This is a genomic window from Archangium violaceum, from assembly GCF_016887565.1.
In the GTDB taxonomy this organism is placed as follows: Bacteria; Myxococcota; Myxococcia; order Myxococcales; family Myxococcaceae; genus Archangium; species Archangium violaceum_B.
Genome location: NZ_CP069396.1, coordinates 2,512,195 through 2,535,638, shown reverse-complemented (window position 1 = coordinate 2,535,638; position 23,444 = coordinate 2,512,195). Strand labels below are relative to the sequence as shown.

At 69.6% G+C, this 23,444-nt stretch carries 22 protein-coding genes; 6 read left to right on the top strand and 16 right to left on the bottom strand.

What is annotated here, in order from left to right:
• Positions 1 to 14 precede the first annotated feature (14 nt).
• From lysA to JRI60_RS10515, 6 genes are all read right to left on the bottom strand, one after another.
• Positions 15 to 1,256 carry a diaminopimelate decarboxylase gene (lysA, locus tag JRI60_RS10540; protein ID WP_204225712.1) on the bottom strand — a complete coding sequence of 414 codons (1,242 nt, stop codon included), beginning with the start codon at positions 1,254 to 1,256 and terminating at the stop codon, positions 15 to 17.
• Positions 1,253 to 1,459, bottom strand: coding sequence for an LPS translocon maturation chaperone LptM (gene lptM, locus JRI60_RS54440; RefSeq protein ID WP_204225711.1), 207 nt, complete (start codon positions 1,457 to 1,459; stop codon positions 1,253 to 1,255). The genes lysA and lptM overlap by 4 nt, the downstream gene beginning before the upstream one ends.
• Before the next feature lie 12 nt (positions 1,460 to 1,471).
• Positions 1,472 to 3,313, bottom strand: coding sequence for a TIGR04551 family protein (locus JRI60_RS10530; RefSeq protein ID WP_239470450.1), 1,842 nt, complete (start codon positions 3,311 to 3,313; stop codon positions 1,472 to 1,474).
• A 77-nt stretch (positions 3,314 to 3,390) separates the two neighbouring features.
• Positions 3,391 to 4,248 (bottom strand): bifunctional DNA-formamidopyrimidine glycosylase/DNA-(apurinic or apyrimidinic site) lyase, encoded by an 858-nt coding sequence (mutM, locus tag JRI60_RS10525; RefSeq protein ID WP_204225710.1) that lies wholly within the window; start codon positions 4,246 to 4,248, stop codon positions 3,391 to 3,393.
• Between the two features lie 55 nt (positions 4,249 to 4,303).
• Positions 4,304 to 4,660 carry a hypothetical protein gene (locus JRI60_RS10520; protein WP_204225709.1) on the bottom strand — a complete coding sequence of 119 codons (357 nt, stop codon included), beginning with the start codon at positions 4,658 to 4,660 and terminating at the stop codon, positions 4,304 to 4,306.
• Entirely contained in the window at positions 4,657 to 5,145 is a 489-nt protein-coding gene (locus JRI60_RS10515) for a hypothetical protein (protein WP_204225708.1), read from the bottom strand. The genes JRI60_RS10520 and JRI60_RS10515 overlap by 4 nt, the downstream gene beginning before the upstream one ends.
• 681 nt (positions 5,146 to 5,826) lie before the next feature.
• Here JRI60_RS10515 and JRI60_RS10510 point away from each other — a divergent pair.
• Entirely contained in the window at positions 5,827 to 6,432 is a 606-nt protein-coding gene (locus JRI60_RS10510; RefSeq protein WP_204225707.1) for a superoxide dismutase, read from the top strand.
• A gap of 88 nt (positions 6,433 to 6,520) precedes the next feature.
• On the opposite strand, the gene JRI60_RS10505 is transcribed toward JRI60_RS10510, so the two are convergent.
• On the bottom strand, positions 6,521 to 7,471 hold the full coding sequence (locus JRI60_RS10505; RefSeq protein WP_204225706.1) for a Ku protein: 951 nt from the start codon (positions 7,469 to 7,471) through the stop codon (positions 6,521 to 6,523).
• Between the two features lie 249 nt (positions 7,472 to 7,720).
• Between JRI60_RS10505 and JRI60_RS10500 the strand changes: the two genes are divergently transcribed.
• Complete coding sequence (locus JRI60_RS10500) at positions 7,721 to 8,545, top strand: M48 family metallopeptidase (protein WP_204225705.1); 825 nt, start codon at positions 7,721 to 7,723, stop codon at positions 8,543 to 8,545.
• A gap of 12 nt (positions 8,546 to 8,557) precedes the next feature.
• Here JRI60_RS10500 and JRI60_RS10495 read toward each other — a convergent pair whose 3' ends face one another.
• A complete protein-coding gene (locus JRI60_RS10495) occupies positions 8,558 to 9,628 on the bottom strand; it encodes a YihY/virulence factor BrkB family protein (RefSeq protein ID WP_204225704.1) in 1,071 nt (356 codons plus the stop codon).
• A gap of 160 nt (positions 9,629 to 9,788) precedes the next feature.
• On the opposite strand from JRI60_RS10495, the gene JRI60_RS10490 reads away from it, so the two are divergent.
• A complete protein-coding gene (locus JRI60_RS10490; protein ID WP_204225703.1) occupies positions 9,789 to 10,430 on the top strand; it encodes a hypothetical protein in 642 nt (213 codons plus the stop codon).
• A 118-nt stretch (positions 10,431 to 10,548) separates the two neighbouring features.
• On the opposite strand, the gene JRI60_RS10485 is transcribed toward JRI60_RS10490, so the two are convergent.
• From JRI60_RS10485 to JRI60_RS10460, 6 genes are all read right to left on the bottom strand, one after another.
• Positions 10,549 to 11,520: a DMT family transporter gene (locus JRI60_RS10485; RefSeq protein ID WP_204225702.1), complete on the bottom strand. Its 972-nt coding sequence runs from the start codon at positions 11,518 to 11,520 to the stop codon at positions 10,549 to 10,551.
• A gap of 182 nt (positions 11,521 to 11,702) precedes the next feature.
• Complete coding sequence (locus JRI60_RS10480) at positions 11,703 to 12,086, bottom strand: c-type cytochrome (RefSeq protein ID WP_204225701.1); 384 nt, start codon at positions 12,084 to 12,086, stop codon at positions 11,703 to 11,705.
• A gap of 107 nt (positions 12,087 to 12,193) precedes the next feature.
• Positions 12,194 to 13,213, bottom strand: a complete 1,020-nt coding sequence (gene queG, locus JRI60_RS10475; protein ID WP_204225700.1) for a tRNA epoxyqueuosine(34) reductase QueG — start codon at positions 13,211 to 13,213, stop codon at positions 12,194 to 12,196.
• A gap of 47 nt (positions 13,214 to 13,260) precedes the next feature.
• A complete protein-coding gene (locus JRI60_RS10470) occupies positions 13,261 to 13,821 on the bottom strand; it encodes a cob(I)yrinic acid a,c-diamide adenosyltransferase (RefSeq protein ID WP_204225699.1) in 561 nt (186 codons plus the stop codon).
• An 18-nt stretch (positions 13,822 to 13,839) separates the two neighbouring features.
• Positions 13,840 to 16,476 carry a putative metal-binding motif-containing protein gene (locus tag JRI60_RS10465; RefSeq protein WP_204225698.1) on the bottom strand — a complete coding sequence of 879 codons (2,637 nt, stop codon included), beginning with the start codon at positions 16,474 to 16,476 and terminating at the stop codon, positions 13,840 to 13,842.
• Positions 16,473 to 17,420 (bottom strand): hypothetical protein, encoded by a 948-nt coding sequence (locus JRI60_RS10460; RefSeq protein ID WP_204225697.1) that lies wholly within the window; start codon positions 17,418 to 17,420, stop codon positions 16,473 to 16,475. Before JRI60_RS10460 ends, JRI60_RS10465 begins: the two co-directional genes overlap by 4 nt.
• A 160-nt stretch (positions 17,421 to 17,580) precedes the next feature.
• Here JRI60_RS10460 and JRI60_RS10455 point away from each other — a divergent pair, with 160 nt between their 5' ends.
• The 3 genes from JRI60_RS10455 to JRI60_RS10445 all read left to right on the top strand — a co-directional run bounded on the left by JRI60_RS10455 (position 17,581) and on the right by JRI60_RS10445 (position 20,836).
• Positions 17,581 to 18,375, top strand: a complete 795-nt coding sequence (locus JRI60_RS10455; protein ID WP_204225696.1) for a thymidylate synthase — start codon at positions 17,581 to 17,583, stop codon at positions 18,373 to 18,375.
• Positions 18,372 to 18,848, top strand: a complete 477-nt coding sequence (locus JRI60_RS10450; RefSeq protein ID WP_204225695.1) for a dihydrofolate reductase — start codon at positions 18,372 to 18,374, stop codon at positions 18,846 to 18,848. Before JRI60_RS10455 ends, JRI60_RS10450 begins: the two co-directional genes overlap by 4 nt.
• A 131-nt stretch (positions 18,849 to 18,979) precedes the next feature.
• The gene (locus JRI60_RS10445; protein WP_204225694.1) at positions 18,980 to 20,836 is read left to right on the top strand and encodes a cytochrome c/FTR1 family iron permease; all 1,857 of its coding nucleotides are present in this window, start codon (positions 18,980 to 18,982) and stop codon (positions 20,834 to 20,836) included.
• Positions 20,837 to 21,012: 176 nt separating this feature from the next.
• Here the strand turns inward: JRI60_RS10445 and JRI60_RS10440 are convergent, their stop codons facing one another.
• Both JRI60_RS10440 and JRI60_RS10435 read right to left on the bottom strand, forming a co-directional pair.
• Positions 21,013 to 21,711, bottom strand: a complete 699-nt coding sequence (locus JRI60_RS10440) for a carbonic anhydrase (RefSeq protein WP_204225693.1) — start codon at positions 21,709 to 21,711, stop codon at positions 21,013 to 21,015.
• A complete protein-coding gene (locus JRI60_RS10435; RefSeq protein WP_204225692.1) occupies positions 21,711 to 23,255 on the bottom strand; it encodes a SulP family inorganic anion transporter in 1,545 nt (514 codons plus the stop codon). The genes JRI60_RS10440 and JRI60_RS10435 overlap by 1 nt, the downstream gene beginning before the upstream one ends.
• Positions 23,256 to 23,444 lie beyond the last annotated feature (189 nt).

The window sequence follows — 23,444 nt, the reverse complement described above, 5'->3', positions numbered from 1 at the left end:
TGCGGCTTATATGTTCAGGGCCGCTCGCCGCGCCAGAGGTCCTCGACGCTCTCCCGCTCGCGCACCACCCGCCAGGCGTCCCCGTCCACCAGCACCTCGGCCGGGCGGGGGCGCGAGTTGTAGGTAGAAGCCATGCTCATGCCATAAGCACCAGCGCTCATGAGCGCGTACAGCTCGCCCTGCTTGGGGAGCACCACCTTGCGCTGGCGGGCCAGCACGTCGGTGGACTCGCACACCGGCCCCACCACGTCCACCTCGACCTCCTGGCCGCGCCGTTGAACGAGCGGCTGGAGCCCATGGTGGGCGTCGTAGAGGGCGGGGCGCATGAGATCGTTCATGCCCGCGTCCACCACCACGAAGTGGCGGGCCGGCGTCTTCTTGCGGAAGAGCACGCGGGTGACGAGCAGGCCGGCGTTGCCCACCAGGACCCGGCCCGGCTCGAAGATGAGCGTGGCGCCGGTGTCACCCACGGCCGACAGGGCGGCGCGCGCGTACTCCTCGGGAGAGGGCGGCGTCTCGGACGTATAGGTGATGCCCAGGCCACCCCCGATGTCCAGGTAGCGCAGCGCGTGCCCCTTGGCCTTGAGCTCCTTGTAGAGCCCACCCACCTTGGACAGCGCGGCCTTGAAGGGCGCGGTGCGGGTGATCTGCGAGCCGATGTGGCAGTCCACCCCCACCGCCTCCAGGCCCTTCATCTTCCTGGCCCGGGTGTAGAGGGCCATGGCCTCCTCGAAGGGGACGCCGAACTTGGACGTCTTCAGGCCGGTGGAGATGTGGCGGTGCGTGCCCGCGTCCACGTTGGGGTTGACGCGGATGGCGAAGGGCGCGCGCTTCCCCTTGGAGCGAGCCACCGCGTCGAGCAGCTCCAGCTCCTCGGGGCTCTCCACGTTGAAGAAGAGGATGCCGGCGTCGAGGGCCTGGGCCATCTCGTCCGCCGTCTTGCCCACGCCGGCGAAGACCACCTTGCCCGGCTTGCCGCCGGCCGCCTTCACGCGGGCCAGCTCGCCGCCGGAGACGATGTCGAAGCCACTGCCCTCGTCGGCGAGCAGCTTGAGCACCGCCAGGGTGGAGTTGGCCTTCACCGCGTAGCACACCAGGTGCGGGTGCGAGCCGAAGGCCTCCGTCACCACGCGGAAGTGCCGGCGCAGCGTGGCGGTGGAGTAGACGTAGACGGGGGTGCCCACCGCGTCGGCGATGGCGGACAGGGGCACCTCCTCGGCATGGAGGACGCGCTTGCGATAGGTGAAGTGATTCACGGAGTCCCGGCGTCGGGTGGAGGAAGCGACGAAGGCAGCGGATCCCGCTGCGTACCCTGAGGCTGCGTGCCGGCGGCGGGCGCAGGCGGCGGCGAGCCGGTGGGCGGAGGCGGCTCCGCGGGCGGACGGGGCGGCCCCTTGATACCGCAGGCCGCCACCCCCAGCACCAGGCCGAGCAGCGCGATGAGAGCGCGAGAGCTCACCCTGGCACCTTCCTAGAAACGGATGCCCAGCGTGCCGCGGATGGACTGGGCCGTGGCCAGATCCGGGGCCGCCGTCGCGGGATTCGCATCCGGATCCAGCTTCAGGCCGGCGAGCGGGAAGAGCACGGACCAGTCGATGCGGGCGACGAAGCCATCCTCCGTCTCGTAGCGGGCGCCCAGGTTCGTCTCGATGCCCAGCATCCGATCCGCGAAGGAAGGCGTGGACTCGGGGTAGATGGCCTGCGAGTAGATGGCGCTGCCGAAGACGTCGAAGCCCTGGGTCAGCGTGTAGCGCACCGTGGGCTTGGCGTAGAAGGCATCGGTGACGGTGCCGATGAGCTGACGCCAGAGGATGTTGTCCACGTTGTAGGCGCGGTTGAACCGGAAGTTGCGGATGGCGTTGTCCTGGCAGCCGCCCACGCCACAGTTGAACTGCGGACCCTCGAGGACGGCCTGGGTGGAGCCCACCTGCTGCGTCCGGGACCGGGCCGGGTAGGCACCGAAGCCCGGCGCGCGGTCACCCGAGGCGAAGCCCAGCTCCAGCTGGATGTTGAGCTGGCCGTTGAGCAGCCGGTACTCGCCCACCGCCGCGCCGCCGAAGTTCACCACGTCCAGCGACTGGTTCAGGTTGGGGTTGTTCTGCTCGCCCGGCGTCCGCGCCCGGTTGCCGATGCGGCCCAGGTAGGCGGCGAACTCCAGCTCCACGCGGAACTTGCGCTCCTCGTAGCGCAGCCACACGTCCGGGATGTAGAGGTTGGCGTCGCGCTGGACGAACCCCGAGCCCTGGTTCACCGAGCCGTCCGCGTTGACCGCGGGGCTGGTGTAGAGCCCCGAGGCCTCGTAGCGCTGCTGGCGCCAGCTGAAGTGCAGGCCGTAGTTGAAGACGCCCTGGTTGTTCTCCAGCTTGGCCTTCACCTGCTGCGGGGTGTCGCGGCGCGCCACGGCCAGCACCAGGCTGTGGCTGTCATCCGCGTTGGTGAGGTCCACCGGCTGGCCACTCTGCCCGTTGGGCTGGGCGACGGTGCCCTCCTCGTTGAACTCCAGCATGGGCGTCACGTAGAAGCCGTCGAAGGGCTCCGTGACGAACATGACGCGGTCCACCTGGTCCCCGAAGTCGCACTCCAGGCAGTTGCCGTCGTTGCGCACGATGCCCAGACCCCAGTGCGCGTTCATGCGGCCGAAGCGCAGCAGACCCACCGGCGTGGACACCTCGCCATAGGCCTCGCGCACCCGCACCGAGCCGCGCAGGGCGTTGAGGCCCGCCTCGGGGGACACCTGCCCGTCATTGAAGACGTCGAAGAGCTGGAAGTTGTCGTTGGGGTAGCCGAGCGACGGCGTCGAGCCCAGCACGAGGTTGTCCAGCACGTCCAGCTGCGCCTTGACCCGCACCTCCTCGGAGATGTTGAAGGTGGGCTCCAGCCGCAGGCGCATGTCGGCGCCCGACTGGGTCTTCTCCGTGGCGCGGGGCGAGGCGTTCCACAGCGACAGCTCCGGCGCCTGGCCCAGATTGAACTGATAGAAGAGGTTGGGGCGCAGCCGGTAGTAGCCGTCGAGCGAGAAGACCTCCAGCTTGCGCTTCTCCTCCACCCACTCCTCCTGCCAGTCACTGGCGAGCGACTGGGTGGCGAGCTGGGCGCGGATCTCCTCGCGCATCTCCTGCTTGGCGGCCTCCAGGCGCTTGTCCACCTCCTGGCGGATGCGCTCCTCGGTGGAGTCGGCGGCGGCCTCCTGGGTGGCGGGAGCGGCGTTCTCCTGGGAGGGAGCCGGCGTGCCGGACGGAGGCGGCTCCGGCGTCTGCGCGGTGGCCGTAGCGGAGGCGACGAGAAGCGCCGCCAGCAGGGCGTTGGACGACATAGGGGATTCTTCTCCGGTGCCGCGCGAGTGCGGCGGGTGCAAAGGGCGGGCGAGTCAAGCGGACCCGGCCGGGGGTGTCAACGACGGCGAGCGGCTGTCTTCCGCCGTCCGTCCGGGGGTTTACGGGCAGGGTGTAGCGGTTGGCACTGGGGACAGCAATGGGTGGTGCGGCCACCTTGGGTGAAGGATTCCACCGTCGCCCCACACCGGGCACAAGGAGTTCCGGCGCGACCGTAGACGAGGAAACGGTTCTCCGCGCCGTCCTCCAGGTACGCGGGCTCGTCGCCCTGCTGCTCCTCGAGGCCGAAGGCGATGGAGGCGTGGATGGCATCGGCCAGCCGGGCCCACTCGGCGGGGGAGAGGGAGGCGGGCGCGCGCGCGGGGTGCAGCCCGGCGCGGTAGAGCGCCTCGGCGGCGTGGATGTTGCCCAGCCCCGTCACCCGTCCCTGGTCCATCAAGGCCACCTTGAGCGCCTGGCGCGAGGTGCCCAGGGCCTCCTGGAGCTGCCCGGCGGTGAGCCCCTCGGCGAGCGGATCCCTCCCCAGCTCCTTCACGGCGTCCAGCGCGTACAGGCGCGAGGCGGGGCACGGCTCCATGCGGCCGAAGAGGCGCGAGTCCGCGAAGTGGATGACCTCGCCGGAGTCCAGGTAGAAGCGGGCGCGGCTGTAGGGGACGGGGACGCCCTCGGGGCGGCGGAGGAAGCGGCCCGTCATGCCCAGGTGGGCCATGAGCCCCCGGCCTCCCTCGAAGGTGAAGAGGAGGTACTTGCCCCGCCGCTCCAGGGACTCCAGGCGCCCCTGGAGGGAAGCGAAGTCCTGACGGCGCGCCCCACGGAAGACGCGGGTGTCGTCCGCCTCGGCCCGCACCACGCGGCGCCCGTCCAGCCAACGGACGAGGTTGCGCCGGGCGATTTCGACTTCGGGAAGCTCGGGCATGGCGAGCGCGCCATAACACCCGCGCGCCACGGGGGAAAGCAGCGCGGTGGTCCGCCTAGCTGGACTGTCCCGACAGCTCGAAACCGAGCGCCTCGAGCGCCTGGCGTGCATCCTCCCGGAGCCTGCCCAGGCTCACCGCATCGTCCCAATCCACGGACGGCAGCACGTTCTTCATCCGGGTGAGCGCATCCAGGGCCCTGGCGGGATTCGGGAACGCGCCCGGCTGGGGGCCGCGCAGCGTGCGATTCACCATCTCCATGCATTCGGTGACGGACTCCAGGTACTCGTCGCGCAGCTTCGCGTCTCCCTTGGAGCGGCGCGAGTCCTCCATCGGGTGGTCGAGCGCGAGGTGACCCAGGTCATTGAGTGCGTTCGCCAGGCGGGCGGCCTGTTCGGCGGCGGACGGAGTCATCTGCCCTCCCCCTCTCCGCTCCGCGCGGAAGCGAAGGCGGCGGGCTGCGCCGGACAGATGGGACCCACGAAGGTCTTTCCCCCGACGGCCGGGACGAAGCCATAGGCACTTCCAATGGACTTCGAGGCACTCATGCAGCCGTAGGCGCACCACTCCTTGATGACGAGGTTCTTGAACGAGTCCGGGACGGGAATCAGCCCACCGCAGTTCGTGCAGCTGCCCTTTCCACAGTGGGTGACGAAGCACCGGGCGGCTCCACACTGAACGGTGTCGGGGCAGCCACGCTGCATGCACTCGAACTCCGGGATGATCTTGTCGCCATTCCCGGTGAGCACGATGGGAGGGTCCTGGCCCAGGCTCTCTTCGGAATGGGTGCCGGAGGTGTCCGCGTATCGCGCGGCGGATGAGGAGGAGCAGGCCGCCGCCATCATCACGAGCAGCAATCCGCGGAGGGCCGCGCCCGCGTCCATTCTGGGCTCATCCATGGGCTTCCTGGCTCGCTCGGGGGAGGGGACCGGTCGAACCAGGAAAGGATGATGCAAGTGAGAGGCCTGAAATCCCAGGGGGAGCTGAAAGACAGGGTTTCAGAACGTACGAATCTGGACCGGAACATGGATGCTCCACTCCGAGGAACGCGCTCGTGTAAGACCTGTTTACAGTTCGTGAAAAATCTCCAAGCACCTGGGAGGGTTACGCGTGGTGCAGCTCCCCTGCCCGATCTTCGGACAGACTCCTCCCCCTGGGTCTCCTCCTACCTGGACCGGTGGGGCCGCCGGCGAGTACCGCCAGAGTAGGACTATCTGCTGGGGATGGCCGAAGGCGATGTCCCAACAGGTTCGTCCACCCGGGCTGCTTCGAAGGAGCACGCGCCCACCTCCTTCAACCAGAACCCGCCTTCGTATTGAAGGACCACCTGAGGAGTCATCTCGTTGACCCACCCCGTGCGGTGGGGTTCGTCGACCCACATGGACGAAGAGGGCTCCTCCACCGTCCAGAAGTGGAACGCCCGGGCCTTCTCACGACGGCGCATGCACAAATGCGCCGAGGCACGCACTTCTCACTTGTTGCCGCGCGCACATCTGCGCGAAACAACCCCCGAAAGGCTGCGTCTGCCCGGTACAAGGGACGCCTTTCGCCGCAACCTCTTCTCCCCATCGGAGGCCCGAATGGCCGACATCCAGAAGAAGTACACGCCGATGCAGTTCACCCACCTCAAGGGTCTCAAGGGCATCAGCGACGCGGTGCTCGAGTCGCACTTCAAGCTGTACGAGGGCTACGTCAACCGCACCAACAAGCTCACCGAGCTGCTCTCGGGCATGCAGGCCAAGGGTGAGGCCGCTGGCTCCAACCCGGCCTACGCCGAGATGACCCGCCGCATGGGCTTCGAGTACAACGGCATGGTCCTCCACGAGTACTACTTCGGCAACATGAAGCCGGGCGGCGCCACCACCCCGGGCGGCAAGCTGAAGCAGGCCATGGAGCAGAGCTTCGGCTCCTATGAGAACTGGCTGGCGGACTTCAAGGCCGTGGGCACCTCGCCGGGCATCGGCTGGGCCATCACCTTCCAGGATCCGCGCACCGGCTGGCTCTCCAACCACTGGGTGACGCTGCACGAGAACGGCAACATCGCCGGCTACACCCCCATCATCGTCATGGATGCCTGGGAGCACGCCTTCGTGCCGGACTACAAGCCGTTCGAGCGCGCCAAGTACGTGGACGCCTACTTCCAGAACATCGACTTCGAGGCCTGCGAGGCCCGCCTGAAGAAGTAGTCGCTTCGGGACTTCTTCCCTCACGGCGGCGGATGGGCTCGGCTCGGGCCCATCCGCCGTCGTCGTTCCGGCACCAGGTGCTCCCCCGCTACTTGCGCTTCGTGGCGGAGCCGCCCTTCCGGCGCCGGGGCCGAGGCGTGGCCGTGCCCTCCGCCCTCTTCCCCCGCGGAGTCCGCTCCCGCATCTCGCGGGCGGCCTGCTGACGCAGACGCAGCGAGCCCCGGGTGGGGAGCTCGCGAACCTCGCCGCCCGTGGCCTCGGGGGCGGCACGTCCCGCCGCCCTGCCCGCCCGGGTGACGCGGGGCACCTCCTCACCCGCCGACTCCGGAGCCTCGGCGGGCGCCTCGCGCAGCCCGTGCGTCCGGGCGCGCCGCTCGAGGAAGGCCAGCAGCCGCTCCCGGTGCAGGTCCTGGTAGCGCTGGGGCACGAAGTCCACGATGCGTGTCTCGATGATGTCCAGCACGGACTCCACCTCGCGCTGCACTGGAGGCACGGTGCCGGAGAACTCGGAGAAGCTCTCCTGGGGGATGAGCTCGTCCGCGAAGTGCAGCGTGGAGAGGACGAGCCCCCGCTCGTGCGGCCACACGGCGCACAGGTGCTCCTTCAGGTGCATCACCAGCCGACCGATGCCCACGCGGCCCGAGGCCCTCAGCGCCATCGCCATGGTGGCGTAGGGCCTCGTGGCGTCCTCGCCCGGCATGAGGTGGTAGGTGGTGTCGAAGAAGATGGGGTCGATGTCCGCGAGCTCCACGAAGTCCTGCAGGTCGATGGTGCGGCTGGATTGGGGATCGAACGCCTCGAGCTCGCCACGCGTCATCTCCACGTACCGGCCGCGACGGATCTCATAGCCTTTCACCACGTGCTCGAAGGGGACCTCCTCTCCATCCGCCGAGCACACGCGCTTCTGCTGGATGCGGGCACCGTCCGCGTCGTGCAGGAGGTGGAACTGCACCTGTTTGGGTGAGACGGCCGCGTAGAGCCGCACCGGGACATGCATGGGCCCGAAGCCGAGCGAGCCGGTCCAGACGGGACGAGACATGTGGGGCCTCCCTGGCACCCGAGAGGGCGCCATCTCCTAAGCTCTGTCCCGGGAGACCGGGCGGCAAGGCGCTCCACGCGCGCGGACATGGGCCCGCCGGGCCGGCCGCTGGGAGCCAGCGTTGCATATCCATCCGCGCGGGACGTCCCACGGGGAGGAGCGTCACGGAACGCTTGCCGCGTGCCCGGGACGCTGATTACGAGGCCGGTTCATCCGGCGGTGACAGACACCATGAAGGGAAGGAACGGCATGCAACGGATTCTCTCTGCGATTGTGGGCCTCACGCTGATGACGGGACTGATGACGGGGTGCACCTCCCAGCGCCTCGCCAGCGCGCAACGGACGGCGGCGTCCTACCTCGTCTCCGACCAGCAGGAGGAGCAGCTCGGCCAGCAGGTGAAGACCGAGCTCGAGACGAAGGAGAAGATCAAGTACGTGGAGGACCCGGCGGTGGTGGAGTACGTGCGCACCCTGTCCACGCCCATCCTCCAGGCGGCGAACCGGGACCGCAAGGGCGTGAAGTGGAAGGTGAACGTCATCGACGACCCGAAGACGGTGAACGCGTTCGCCACGCCGGGCGGCTACCTGTACGTGTACACGGGCCTGCTGCTGGCGGCGGACAACGAGGCGGAGGTGGCCGGGGTGATGGCGCACGAGGCGGGCCACGTCGTGGGCCGGCACTCGGCGCGGGCGATGATCCTCCAGTATGGCCAGCAGGCGATCATCGACGCGGCGCTCGGCAAGAACCAGGGCACGGTGGGGCAGATCGCCGCGGGGCTCGCCGGCACCGGCGTGGGCCTGGCGTACAGCCGCGGCAACGAGACGGAGGCGGACGAGTACGGCGCGAGGTACTCGGCCGCGGCGGGCTATGACCCCCACGGCCTGGCCACCTTCTTCGGGAAGCTGGCGGCGGGTGAGGGCAAGACGCCGGGCGTGCTGAAGTGGTTGAGCACGCACCCGCCCTCCAGCGAGCGCATGGCCCACATCAACGACTACATCGCGAAGAACCGGCTGTCGGGCTCCAACCTGGGAGCGGAACGGCTGGCCGCCATCAAGCAGAGCCTGAGGAAGTAGGCCCCACGGGCCTCAATGCACCGAGGGAGGCCGCTGCTCCCCGGTGCCAGGGGGCTCGTCGTCGGGGGAGTCGTGCACCTCGGCGGGAGGCTCGACCTCGGCGGTGGCGCGCTCCGCCATGCGCCGGCGCCAGCGCCAGAAGGCGAACCGCTCCCGCCCCGAGCCCTCCGCCCCGGCCCCGCTCGACTTGAGATGGGGCACCTCGATGGGCGGAGGCCGTCCCTCCGCCTGCGCCACCTCCGCCTCGGCCTGCTCCAGGACGGCGTTCACCTCGCCGCCGATGATGAAGATGAGGCCGGTGACGTAGAGCCACAGCAGCAGCACGATGACGCCCCCGATGGAGCCGTAGGTGACGTTGTAGCGGCCGAAGAGCTCGACGAACTGCGTGAAGCCCCAGGTGGTGAGGAGCCACAGCACGCTGGCGAGCACCGCGCCGGGCGAGAGGAACTGGTAGCGGTGCCGGACGGCGGGCAGGCGCCAGTAGCACAACGCCAGCACCAGCATGACGAGCGCCGCGGTGAAGGGCCAGCGCAGCCACGACCACACGGTGTGGTAGGCGTTGAGCACGTGGAGGTGACGGGCGATCCACTCGCCCAGCCGTCCACCCAGCAGGAAGAGGGCGAAGGCGAGGGGGATGAGCAGCGAGCCCGCCACGGTCATGAGGATGGCGAGCCCCTGCGTCTTCCAGATGGGACGGTACTCGGGGACGTCATAGGCGAGGTTGAGCGCGCGGCGCAGGGCGTCCACGCCGCGCGAGGCCGACCAGAGCGCCACCAGGAGGCCGAGGGTGATGAGGCGGGGCTGGGTGTCGGTGACGAGCGACTCGAGGTGCTCCTGCACCAGACGCAGGGCCTCGGGCGGCATGAGCGGACCGAGCCGCGCCACCATGGCATCCACGGCGCCCGGGGCGAACGGCAGGTAGGCCGCGAGCGTCACGAAGAAGAAGAGGAAGGGGAACAGGGCGAAGAGGAAATAGAAGGCGAGCTGCGCCGCGCACTCGGTGACGGCGTCCTCCTGTAGCTCCACCCAGAAGCGTCGGCCGAGCTCGCGCCACGTCAGGTGCCTGGGTTTGCGGAACCTCATGCTTCCCGCCTCCGCTGCATCCCGGGTAAGGCTGGGAAGGTGGGCATGGGTGGGCCTCCGTGCAGCGAGGGGTGGAGCGGGCCCTTACCGTCCCCTCCCCTGCTCTCCGACCGGGGATGCACGCAGGAAGTCAGAATGCCTGCTAGCCTTCCCTTCCACCATGCATCCGCTCTCGCTCGTCATCTTCCTGACGCTCGCCGCCGGTCCCGATCGTCCCATCCCCGCGGGGTGCCGCGAGGATTACAGGACGTGCCGCGAGGACTGCACCATCGACTACGGTGGCACCACGACGAAGTACAAGCAGCTCACCCAGTGCCTGGTGAGCTGTGACAAGGAGCAGAAGCAGTGCAGCAGCCAGCACTACTCGCTCCAGGACGCGCAGATCGACCCGATGCCCGCGCGCCAGCCGGATCCGGCGATGAGGGATGCGGAGCCGTACGAGGATCCCGACAAGGCCTCGACGGTGCCCGCGTCGAGCACGCAAGGCTCCGGGGACTCGGTGCGCCGAGGTGTCTATCGGGCGTCGGAAGACGAGTCGACCGAGCCCATCCAACCGGCTCCGAGGGCGGAGCCGGTGGCGGCGCCCGAGCCCAGGACCGAGACGAAACCCGCCGCGCCGACGAAGACGGCGCCGGAGCCGGCGTCATCGGAGAGCGAGGAAGTGCCCATCTTCGACAAGGACGAGCCCGAGCCGGCGCCCGCGCCGAAGCCGGCGCCGAAGCCGGCGGAGCCGGTGCGTCCGACACCGCCGCCGGAGCCCAAGAAGAAGGACATCTCGGAGTGGGATCCCAACGGGGACTGAGCAACGACCCGAAGGAGCAACCCGAGGACCAACCCCGAGGACCAACCCCGCGGACCAACCCCTCTCCCCCTGGGAGAGGGACGGGGTGAGGGTATAGGGCCCCCGGGTTGAACCCGAGTCACCCGCGTCCAGCGACTGGGGCCTCTTCATCCAAGGATGCACCAGGGGACACCGGCCCGACGGGAGCCCCCTGAGTCAGCCGGACACCGACAATCACCAACCCGCCCCCGAGAACCAGAGCCCAGTGGAGCGACTCGCCGAGCAACAACCACGCGGCGAGAGCAGTAGCCGCGGGCTGGAGGTTGGAGAAGATGGCGACGCGGGAGGCGGGGACCTTGGACAGGGCGTAGTACCAGATGAGGTAGGCCACGACGGAGGTGAGGAGGGCCAGGTAGACGATGCTGCCGAGGGCGGGGCGGCTGACGGAGAAGGTGCGGGCCGGGTCCAGGGCGAAGGGCATGACGGGCACGAGGAGCAGGGCGGCGGTGACCATGCTCCACGCGGTGGAGCGCACGGGGCCGTGAGTGGCGGCGAAGGGCTTGCCCTCGGTGGTGTAGACGACCCAGGCGGACACGGCGGCGAGGATGAGCAGGTCGCCCAGGAGGGAGCCGCTCGCCGAGGCCAGTCCGCGGCCGAGCAGCAGCACCACCACCCCGACGAGCGCGGTGAGGATGCCGAGCGTGGCGCGAGAGGAAGGCCGCTCGTGCCCCCGCGCGAGGCTCAGCAGGTACACGCCGAGCGGGGTGAGCGCGTAGAGGAGCGCCGCGTGGGAGGCGGTGGAGCGGGACAGCCCGAAGAAGAACAGCACCTGGTTGATGGGGCCGGCGAGCAGGCCGAGCATCAGGACGCGGCGCCACTCGGAGCGCGGAGGCAGCTTGGGGCCGGGGGTGAAGAGGAGCAGCAGGCAGAAGACGGCGGCGCTGAGGAGGAAGCGCCAGAGCACCACGGTGAGGGGAGGCAGCTCCTCCATGGCGCGCTTGCCGGCCAGATAGGTGCCCGCGTTGATGAGCACCTGGACGAACAGCGCGGTGTACACCGCGCCGAGCGGGGCCTGACGAGAAGAACCGGACTCAAGGGAGGATGCGCCCATCGCCCGGCGCGAAGTACCAGATTGCCCGAGGTGCCGCCCGGCATTTCACGGGGCGGGCGGGCACCGACTGTCCGGTAGGAACTCAAAGAACCCGCGCGTTCAACCCGCCAGCACCTGGGACGACGCGTCACACGCGCGTGGCACGGGCCCGATACGACCCGTCGTGAAACGAACCGGGGCCGTCAGGGCGCGCCGCAAGCGAGCCACTCGCCGAGCTTCTTCCGCTCGTCGGTGGTGGGCATGGTGCCGTTGGGAGGCATCTCGGTGTTGGTGCGGTCGGGGCCGGAGGCCGTCCACGCGTCGATGTCCTTCAAGTGCGCGCGTATCCCCTCGGGGGTGTTGAAGTTCTGGTCCTCCGGGGCGTCCTGGCGCGCGGCACCGGAGAGCACCGTGCTGTGGCAGCGGGTGCAGTAGGTGTCCATGAAGGTCTTGCCGAAGTTCTGATAGGTGAGCGCGCTGCCCTGCGGGCAGGTGGCACCGGTGGGGCCGGTGTCGCCGCAGCCCGAGAGCACGAGAACGGTGGCACCGCACAGCGCGGCGATCAGAGGACGGAAGTGCTGGGACATCGTGGCCTCCTGAAGAGGGAACGACAGGCCCGGAGGGACCCGGCACCGGCATATCGGGAAGCGGCCAGAAGTGACAGCCTCCCGGAGTGCTCTCCGAGCACGCTCCGTCAGGCGTCCAGGTGCCGGAGCGCCCACTGCGCGGCGTGGCGCACCTGCTCACTCGGGTCCTGGCTCAACGTCTCCAACAGGGGCCGGGCCTCGAGCTGCTTCGCGGCGCCCAGCGCGTACACGGCGTTGCGGCGCAACCCATCGTACTTGGCCCGCGCGAGCGCCGTGCCGGGGATGAGCCGCTCGTACTGCTCGGGGGTGAGCGCGGCCAGCTCCATCACCCCGAGCTCCGCCACCGCCCGGGGCGCGAAGCGCTCGTTGGGGGTGAACACGGGGTGCCGGTTGAGGGGACAGACGTCCTGGCAGATGTCGCAGCCGAAGATGAGGTTGTCCATCTCCACGCGGAAGGACTCGGGCACCTCGGCGTGGCGGTTCTCGATGGTCTGGTACGAGAGGCAGGCCCGCGCGTCCACCCTCCCCTGGCCCAGCAGCGCGCCGGTGGGGCACGACATGATGCACTTGCGGCAGTGGCCGCAGCGGTCCTCCGCCGGTCCGCCCGCGTATGCATCCACCTCGGCGTCCAGCACGAGCGCGGACAGCAGCACCCACGAGCCATAGGGCTCGGTGATGAAGCACCCGTTCTTGCCCACGTAGCCCAGGCCCGCGCGCGCGGCCCACACCTTCTCCATCAACGGGCCCGAGTCCACGCTGCCGTAGTGGTGCACCTCGGGGTAGGCCTCCGAGAACAACCTGCGGAAGGCCTTGAGCTTGTCGCGCAGCGTGGAGTGGTAGTCCCGGCCGCGCGCGTAGCGGGCGATGGGCGAGCCCGCCGCGCGCGGCTCGTCCCGGTAGTAGTTGGTGGCGAAGGCGATGACCGTGCGGGCGCCGGGGAGCAGCCGGGAGACATCCAACCGCTCGGCGGCCCGCGTGGTCATCCAGTCCATGTCCGCGGCGCAGCCGGCCTCGAGCCACCCGAGGAGGAACCCGGGTTCGATGGGCTCGGCGCGTGCGAAGCCCACGAGGTCGAAGCCGACCCGCTGGGAGAGCTGGCGAAGGTGTTCGGAGGGCAGCGGACTCACGGTCCCCTACATAACCGCGTCGCCGCCCCAACGGAGCCCCCCACGTGCTACTTCGCGGGCTTCTCGGGTATCCACTTCACATCCTCGACGCCTGCCCGGTGGTTGGCCACTCGGGCCATGACGAAGAGCAGGTCCGAGAGGCGGTTGAGGAAGACGACCGTCTCCTGGGGGGCCTCGCCCTCGCGCACGGCGGCGACGACACGGCGCTCGGCCCGGCGGCACACCGTGCGGGACAGGTGCAGCGCGGCGGCCGCCTGGCTGCCTCCCGGGAGGATGAAGTGCGTCATGGGGGACAGCTCGGTCTCGAACGTGTCGATGGCCCGCTCCATGTCCGTCACCCACTCGGGCTTGAGCTTGGGGATGTGCTCGGAGGCCTTGGTGCCCGCGGGCGTGGCCAGCGCCGCGCCCACGGTGAAGAGCTGGTCCTGCAACCGGTGCAGGAGCGCGTCCAGGTCCGAGGGCATGGACAGGGAGCGCGCCAGGCCCAGCGAGGCGTTCAGCTCGTCCACCTCGCCGTAGGCGTCCACGCGCACGCTGTCCTTGCGCACCCGTCCGCCGCCGAACAGGCCCGTCTCTCCCGTGTCCCCGGTCTTCGTGTAGATCTTCATGGCGCCTCGTCTAACGCCCTATTTGCAGTTCGTCACGGGGGTCGCGGGGTTTCCCGTGTTGCGCACGTCGTGCTGGAACTTCGGCCACTGCGCGGAAGCGTCCAGCCCCTGACTGTCCACCACGAAGGCGTACAGCCGCCGATCGCTGTACGCGGACAGGTAGAGCACGCCGGGGCGATTGGAGATCTGCGTCCCCGCGGTGTCCCGCGCGCAGTCGAGCGTCAGCTCGTAGCCCGTCGGGATTCCCGACTGAGACGACGCGCTCCAGCGCGAGGAGAGATCCGCCGTGGACCACGCCGACAGGGTGCCCAGCGTCGAATACAGGGTCCCATCCCGTCCGAGCACGGGAGTCGTCGCGGAGACCGGGCCCGAGAGCCCGCCCTTGACGGTCGCCGTCCCCCCAGCCAGCGGGAAGCGGTGCAGCTCGACACCCGAGGAGCCATTCACGGTCAGGAAGGCCTCGTTGGCGCTCCCCACCGAGACGCCGCCCAGGGAATAGTTCGACGGGACCTGGTACCTCAACGTCGACAGACTCCCGCTGGTCGGGACGGAGAAGAGGCCGCGCGTGTTGAGGCTGTTCCCCCACCCTGGCACGACGAGCTGGGTGCCAACCAGCACGGGGCTTCCCAGGGTGGCCTCGATCTTCACCGGCCAGTCGAGCCGGGACTGATTGCTTCCGAAGGTGTAGCTGGCGAGCTCGGTGGAGTTACAGCACGTGCTGCTCTCGGACACGTAGAAGAGGTTGGTGCCCTGCGACACCAGGCCTCCCGGTCCGATGGGCCTCTGGAGCGCGTTGCCGAACTCGGGACACCGCTCCGCGCTCGTCTCCGCGTCCGGCCTGATGGCCACGAAGCGGTTCGAGTTCGCCGAGCCCTGAAGGAGGGCCACCACTGTCTCCTTGTCACCGGTGCTGGACGGGGTGGTGAGCAGGGTGAGTGACCCGTGGATGTTCCCATTGAAGGAGGAGCCGGAGAGCGGGCAGCCCGTCCGGAGCTGGCCCAGGTCTCCGTCGAACGCGTACAGCTCCGAGTACGAGGAGCCGTTCGTCCCCGACGCGACGTAGACGATCTCCGTGCTTCCCCCGAAGCCATTGTCCCGGGGCTGCCCCACCACGGGCGTGCTCAGGTAATTGTTCGACGGCAACGACTGCCACTTCAGCTTTCCCTCGGGAGTCACGGCCAGGAGCCTGCTCCGGGCGGAGACATAGATGGTTCCACGGGCTCCGATGGCGGGGTTCGTCTCGACGTAGTCGAAGAGATCGTAGGCCCACTTCCAGCGCGTCACCGGAATGCTGCCGTTCACCGTCTTCGTATTGCCCACCGTGTCTCGCGCGTTGACCACGAGCTCCATCTGCCCGCGGAACGCGTCGAACCGCGACTCCCACAGATTCACGGTGCCCTGGGCGCAGAAGTTCACGGAGCAGGGCGTGGAAGGCGTCAGGGCCACGGCCTTGCTCACGCCGTCGGTCCCCTTCACCTCGAGGGTGAGCGACGAGGAGTCGACGTGCGGCTCCTTCACCTGCAACTCGACCCGGACCTCCTGGTCGCGCCTCCACGCGTTGGGCACGTTGGGGTCGGCGTACTGTGCCCTGCCCGAGGTGTCGGTGGGGAAGGTCGGGTTGGGCACCACCAACGTGACGGCTGGAGGCGTGCGATCCACGTTCACGGTCACCGTGGCGCTCGGGCCTCCATCCGGCACGGCCGCCGTCAGCTTGACGTCACCTTCACCGGTCGCCGACGGCAGCCACTTCACCTCGTACACGCCCTCGGCCGAGCTCTGAGCGGAGAAGGAGCCGCCCTGCCCACCCGCCACTCCCGTCCCACTGAAGACGAGCTCGGCGGGGAACCTCGGGTTGGAGGCGAACTCCGGCTTCACCTCGAGCCGCATCCGCAGCGTCACCTCCGCGCCACCCGTGGGAGTGCCCTCCGCCGGCTCCAGCACGGTGACCGAGGCGAAGCGGGACACGCACGCTCCGCCGACGTACTCCTGCGTGGCCGCGCAGGTGCACGCCGGGCCACCGAAGTCCTCGTCCACCTGCGCGTCGCAGTCGTCGTCCACGGCGTTGCACGTCTCGGACGCACCGCTGTAGCGGGAGTAGTTGGTGTCATCACAGTCGAGCGCATTGGGCGCATGGCCCATCGGCTGCTGGCAGCCGTCGATGCCCGGGGAGCCCCGAGCGCCCTGGCCATCGCGATCCTCGTCCGGGTGCCACAGGCCGGGGGTCACCACACAGGTGCGCCCTCCGCCCGAGTCGCACGACCAGGCGCCCTTGCAGCCGTTGGTCATGTCGCAGAGCGCGCCCAGGGTGAAGTCCTCGTCCGTCCGCCCATCGCAGTCGTCGTCGAGGTCGTTGCACACCTCGGACTTCGGCCCCGTCTCGCCCTCGCAGGCGCCCCAGGTGCCGTCATGGGAGCAGCGGCGCTGGCCGGGCCGGCACTCACCGACGCTCCTGCCACACGCCTCCGTCGTGTTGGGCACGCACTCGTGGGGGATGCCCGCCGGGAGGCACAGCCCTCCGACGCACTCGTAGCCCCCGGCACACGCATGCTCCGCGTTGCAGGCGCGAGGCTTCTCCTTCTCGAGCTCGCCCAACTCCGGGACGGTACAACCCGCCAACAGCAACATCAGGCCAGCGGCCCACGTGAGGCGCTTCATCGGGTCTCTCCAGACGCGGTGGCCGCATCGGCCGGCATGAGGAACCAGGTCACCACGGCGCCCGCGAGAGCGAGCCCCGCGGTGCCCACGAGGATGTTGGCGGTGGTGGCGCTGCGCCGTGCCGCCTGGTGGTTGGAGATGAGCTCGTCCTGGAACTCCGCCTCGCGAGCGGCCGTCACCTGACCGCGAGACGCCAGGCCGAAGTACGTGGCCAGACCGCCGGCCACCACGCCCGTACCCGCCAGGGCCAGCGGCACCACGGGCAGCCGGCGGGGGCTGGCCTCCACCGTCGGCGTGAAGGCCGCGGGAGGAGGCGTGGAGGGCAGGAGCGCGCTCCCCTCCGAGGTCTTCTGCTCGGGCCGATCCGTGGAGGCCACGGCGGGGGGAGCCTCGGGCTTCGTCCCGGTGCCACCCGGGGTCGCCACCACCGGAGGCGTGCTCGCCGGCTTCTGACCCGGCTTCTTCCCGGGAGTCCCCGTGGAAGCGGTCGCGGGCTTCTGCTCCGGCTTGCCCGCGGTGGCCGTGCCGGCCTTCGGCGGCTCCTGGCCCTGCATGCGCGCCAGCTCCTGCCTCGCGCGCTCGCGCTGCTTCTCGAACTCGGCCTCCACCTTGGGGGAGACGCGCAGGGGCAGCTTCGCCTCCGGATTCAACAGGAGCGCCGTCTTGAAGGTGGCCTGCGCGTCCTGCCACCGCCCCATGTCCGCGAGGATGATGCCCTCGTGGAGCCCGAGGGTGACGTCATCCTCGACGCCACGTGCCACACGCCGGGCCCGCTCGAGCTGCTTGAGCGCCCGCTCGTAATCGAGGCCCTCGTAGAGGCGGATGGCGGCCCTCAAGTAGCGGTTGAAATCATCCGCCGCGTGGGCGGACTGCAACGGGGCCCCCACCAGCGACAGGAGCACCAGGACGAGCATCACGGACGCTCGACGGTTGGACAGGAACATGGTGCGGCATCCTAGCTCGCGTCCACGAGCTGACAGGTGTCCTCGTGGATCGGACGTGCTCGACATTCAAGGCCCCCATTCGCATCCGGCCGTGCGCAAAGTACGGGGGTCGGGCATTTTCTTGCCCGGACCCCACACGCACCCGAGATTACACCGACACATGAAGCAATACCTGGCCCTGCTCGAGCACGTCCTCCACCACGGGACGAAGAAGGGCGACCGGACCGGCACCGGGACGCTGAGCATCTTCGGTCACCAGATGCGATTCGACCTCTCCCAGGGGTTCCCGCTGGTGACGACCAAGAAGCTCCACCTCAAGTCCATCATCCACGAGCTGCTCTGGATGCTCGCGGGCGGCACCAACGTGCACGACCTGCAGAAGCACGGCGTCACCATCTGGGACGAGTGGGCCGATGCCCAGGGCAACCTCGGCCCCATCTACGGGCACCAGTGGCGCTCGTGGGCCCGGCCCGGCGGCGGCTCCATCGATCAGATCTCCCAGCTCGTCGAGCAGCTGCGCAAGAACCCCGACTCGCGCCGTCACATCGTCAGCGCGTGGAACGTGGCGGACCTGGACGCCATGAAGCTGCCGCCCTGCCACATCCTCTTCCAGTTCTACGTGGCCGACGGCCGGCTGTCCTGCCAGCTCTACCAGCGCAGCGCGGACATCTTCCTCGGCCTGCCCTTCAACATCGCCTCCTACGCGCTGCTGACGATGATGGTGGCGCAGGTGACGGGCCTGAAGGCGCACGAGTTCATCCACACCACGGGTGACGCGCACCTGTACCTCAACCACGTGGAGCAGGCCCGCCTCCAGCTCCAGCGCGAGCCCCGGCCCCTGCCCCGCATGACGCTCAACCCCGAGGTCCGCTCGCTCTTCGACTTCAAGTACGAGGACTTCACGCTCAGCGACTACGACCCGCACCCGGCCATCAAGGCGCCGGTGGCCGTATGACGCTGTCGGCCATCGTGGCGATGGCCTCCAACCGGTGCATCGGCCGGGACAACGCCCTGCCCTGGCGGCTGCCGGCGGACCTCAAGCGCTTCAAGCAGCTCACGATGGGGCACACCCTCATCCTGGGCCGCAAGACGTACGAGTCCATCGGCCGGCCCCTGCCGGGCAGGACGTTCATCGTGGTGACGCGCCAGCGGGACTACGCCCCCGAGGGCGTTCAGGTGGCGCACTCGCTGGAGCAGGCCCTGGAGCTGGCGCGCGGCGACGAAGTCTTCATCGCCGGGGGCGCGGACCTCTACCGGCAGTCCATGGACCGGGTGCGGCGGCTGTACCTCACCCGGCTGGAGCGCCCGTACGAGGGCGACACCTTCTTTCCCGAGGTGGACCTGTCCGGCTGGCGGCTCGTCTTCGAGGAGCACCACCCGGCCACCGCCACCGAACCACCCTTCTCCTTCCTCACCTACGAGCGGTAGGGGCAACGCCCACCACCCGACAGCACATCCCCGCGCCGGGTCTCGGGGTACCTTGCAGGATGTTGTTCTCGAATCCTGATTTTGATTCTCAAAATTGAAGTAACCCCCCGAGGACTGGTAGAGCATGGACCGTGAAACACACGGGCCTCCTGCTCCTGTCCCTGTTGATCGCGGCGCCGCTGGCCATTGCCGCTGACGAGGGTGCCTCCGAGGGGCGCTCCTGGCACCGGCTGGTGGGCATCCTCCAGTACCTCGAGGCGGACTATCCCAACGCCATCGAGTCGAAGTCCGAATTCGAGATGGCCGAGCAGCGCAGCTTCATCGCCGAGGCCACGGACGCGGCCCGGGAGATGGGCCATCAGGGCGAGGCGTTCCTGCCGCGCCTGGAGGACATCAAGGCCCGCGTGGACAAGGGAGAGGATCCGCAGGGCGTGAGCCGCGACTGCGCGGCGCTGGTGGAGGACCTGGTGCTCGCCGGAGGACTGGCGCGCAGCCCGCGCCTGGCGCCGGACCTCGAGCGCGGCAAGGCCATCTTCCAGGAGAGCTGCGTGGCGTGCCACGGCCCGGACGGGCGCGCGCAGGTGTCCATCGCCCGGACGATGGAGCCCCAGCCGGCCAACTTCCACGACGCGGACCTGATGGCCGGGCTCACCCCGTACAAGGCCTTCAACACCACCGGCTTCGGCGTGCCCGGCACGGCCATGCCCGGCTTCCCCACCCTCTCCGAGCAGGAGCGCTGGGCCGTCGCCTTCTACGTCTTCACCCTCCGCCAGCCCCCGTGCGACGACAAGCCGCCGAGCGTCTCGCTGGAGCAGCTCGCCAACTCCACCGATGCGGACCTGGTCCAGGCCCATGGCGAGAAGAACCTCGCGTGCCTGCGCCGCAAGATGCCCGACGTGGACGCGGAGCGCGGCCTGCTGACGGCGCGCGACCACGTGGAGCAGGCCATCAAGCTGGGCGCCGCCGGGGACTCGCTCGGGGCGCGCAACGCGCTGCTGGATGCCTACCTCAACGGGGTGGAGCCGGTGGAGCCGATGCTGCGCGCCCGCAGCCCGGAGCTGGTGCTCAAGCTGGAGAAGGCCTTCCTGGACACGCGGCTGGCCGCCGAGCAGAAGAGCCCGCACCTGCAGGACGAGGCCCGCATCCTCCTGTCCGTGCTGGACGAGGCGCGCCGCGGCAGCGGCAACGCGGTGGGCTTCGTCTCGGTGGTGTGGCTCACCCTGCTCATCCTCCTGCGCGAGGGCTTCGAGGCCACCGTCATCGTCGCCGCGCTGCTGGCCATGCTGCGCAAGATGCAAGCGACCTCCTCCGCGCGCGTGGTGCACGCGGGCTGGGTGTCCGCGCTGGTGGTGGGCGCCCTGGCCTTCATCTTCGGGCGGCACCTGCTCAGCGGCGCCAACCGCGAGCTGCTCGAGGGCATCGCCGGGCTGCTGGCCGTGGGCATGCTGCTGTACGCGGCGCTGTGGCTCAACGCGCGCTCCAACATGAGCAAGTTCATGGGCGAGCTGCGCGAGAAGATGCAGGGGGCGCTGGGCCGCGGCAGCATGGCGGGCCTGTTCGGCATCGCCTTCAGCTCCGTGCTGCGCGAGACGGTGGAGACGGCCATCTTCCTGCAGGGGCTCGCGCTGGACTCGGCCTCGGGCGTGGCCTGGGGCTGCGCCGCGGGCGCCGTGGCCCTCACCGCGCTCGTCCTCTTCGTCAACCGCGTGGGCTACAAGCTGCCCATGAAGACGCTCTTCAAGGCGTCCACGGTGCTGCTGGTGGTCACCGCCATCATCCTGCTGGGCAAGGCGCTCCATGCCCTGCAGGAGGTGGCCCTGGTGCCGCTCAAGCCCATCCCCTTCGTCACCATCGACCTGCTGGGCATCTACCCGGATGCCATGTCGCTCGTCCCGCAGGCGGTGCTGACGGCCATCCCGCTCATCATCCTCTTCATCAAGCGGCGCGGGAGCAGCACGCGCCTGGCGGACGCGTCCTCGCGGGGGTAGCTCCGGGTCCGCTCAGGCCGCGTCGGGCGTGAGCGGAAGCTCCAGGGTGGCCGTGGCCCTCGGCCCGCGGAGTGAAGACCCCAGCGGTCGAAGCGCTGTGTCGTCAGCTCGCCCCGGCCGCCACCACCCGGGCAGGGAGGGGGCGGACCGGAACCTGGGCAAGGCCCGCGAGAGGCTCAGGCGGCCGAGCTGTTCGAGTCGTTCGCGCTCTTCGCTCCCAGCTCCGCGAGCATCCGCTCACCCTCCAGCTCATCGATGGGGATGAAGCGCTCGAGGTCCGCGCGGTAGACGTGCACCCGCGCGTGGCCGATGTCGAACCACCAGCCGTGCAGCCGCAGCGTGCCGGCCTCCAGGCGCTCGCGCACCAGGGGGTAGCTGCGCAGGTGCTCGAGCTGCTGCAGCACGTTGAGCTGGCTGAGCCGATCCGCCGGGGGCAGCCCCTCGCCCACCTTCGTGTTCGCCATCGCGGCCAGGGCCGGACGGCCGATGTCCAGCCAGCTGCTGAGGTTGGGGGTCTTCTGGTCGTTGTACCCCGCCAGCACCGCCTTCATGGCGCCGCAGCCGGAGTGCCCGCACACCACCACGTCCTCCACCGGCAGGTTCAGCAGGGAGAACTCCAGGGCCGCCGCCTCGGAGCGATCGCTCAGGGACAGGCCCGCCGAGTCCGAGGGCGGCACCATGTTGCCCACGTTGCGCATGACGAAGAGGTCACCCGGGTGCGTGGACACGAAGAGGTTGGGCACCACGCGGCTGTCGGAGCACGCGATGAACAGGCAGTCCGGGGACTGTCCATGGGCCAGCCGCGCGAAGGTGGCGCGGTAGGCGGGGAGACCGTGACGCTGGAAATCGAGCAGACCCTGAATGAGCTTCTTCATCACGCACCTTCCGAGGAGAGAGTCGCAGAGGAGGAAACAGCGGCAACGGACTTCGGCTGCGCAATGGCACCCTTGCGCGTCCACACATCTTCGAGCGGCTCCATCCACACCTTGCCGCCCGTCTTGCGGTGGTTCTGGCACCAGCTCTCGAGAGCCTCGTAGCCAGAGTGGTCCAGCGTCTCCACCGCGAGGTCCAGCTCCACCTGGGCGCCGGAGGGCACCTGGGCGAGCGCGGTGGCCAGCCTGGGCACACCCACGAAGGTGAGGGCGCCGCCCACGCGCACCTGGTGCACGTCACCGGAGCGCCGCACCTCCACCTGCACCCGGCCCAGCCGCCACAGCAGCCGCGCCACCGCCAGCGCCAGGCCCATGCCGATGCCGGCCAGCAGGTTGATGCCCACCACGCCAGCCACCGTCACCAGGTACACGGACAGCTCCCCGCGGCGGCGCAGCTCCTGGATGTGGTGCATGTTCACCAGCTTCACGCCCACGTGGACGAGCAGACCGGCGAGCACGGTGAGGGGCACCAGCCCCAACCACGCCCCCAGCAGGGAGAGGAAGAGGAGCATCCACACGCCGTGCAGCACGGCGGACATGCGCGTCTTGGCCCCCGCGTTGATGTTGGCGGCGCTGCGCACGATGACGCCGGTGATGGGCAGGCCACCGGCCAGACCCGAGACGGTGTTGGCCAGACCCTGCGCCAACAGCTCCTTGTCCAGGTTGGCGCGCGGGCCGGTGTGCAGCTTGTCGGTGGCCACCGCGCTCAGCAGCGACTCGGCGCTCGCCACCAGGGCCAGCGAGAGCACCGCCGTCACGAAGCCACCCCAGTTGCCCTGGGGCAGCGAGGGCAGCTGGATGCTCTCGAAGAGGCTGCCGGACAGCTGCACCCGCGCCACGTCCGTGCCCCACAGCGCCGCGGCCGCCGAGGCGCCCACCACCGCCACCAGGGGCCCGGGCACCTTCTTGAGGCGGCTGTTGGGCATCACCTGCCACAGCACCAGCAGGCCGATGGTGAGCAGGCCGAGGATCGTCGCGGGGCCGTGCAGGTTGGCGATCTGCTCCGGCAGCTCGCGCAGGTTCGCCCAGGCGTTGGACTGCGGCTTGCCGCCCAGCACGATGTGCAGCTGGCCCAGCACGATGAGGATGCCGATGCCCGCGAGCATGCCGTGGATGACGGCCGGCGAGATGCCCAGCGCGGTGCGCGCCACCTTCAGGCCGCCCATCGCCATCTGCACCACGCCCGCGGCGGCCACCGCGGCACAGGTGGCGGCGAAGCCCAGCTCCTGGATGAAGCCGAACACCATCACCGCCAGGCCCGCGGCCGGACCACTCACCAGCAGCGGCGCACCACCGAACAGCCCGACCACCAGGCCGCCCACGATGCCGGCGATGAGGCCGGCCATGATGGGGGCGCCCGAGGCTAGGGAAATGCCCATGCACAGAGGCAGGGCCACCAGGAAGACCACCAGGGAGGCGGGTACATCGCTCGCTAGCACCGCCTTGAGCGAGCCGGCTGAACCGGCGCTCTGCTCTTTGGACTCCATGATTCTCTCAGCCTCCACGCAGCGAAAGGCGTCGCGCCTCCTTTCGGGAGGCACGCGCGGTTCCGGCGACCCTTCGCAAGGGGCATGCCGGGCGTGTGGAGCCGTGCTTCCCTCTGGAGCGGGCCGAGGGAGGGCCACGGGGACTTCAAGAATCTTGAAGTGCTACCCGCGGCACTGAAACTTCCTTGA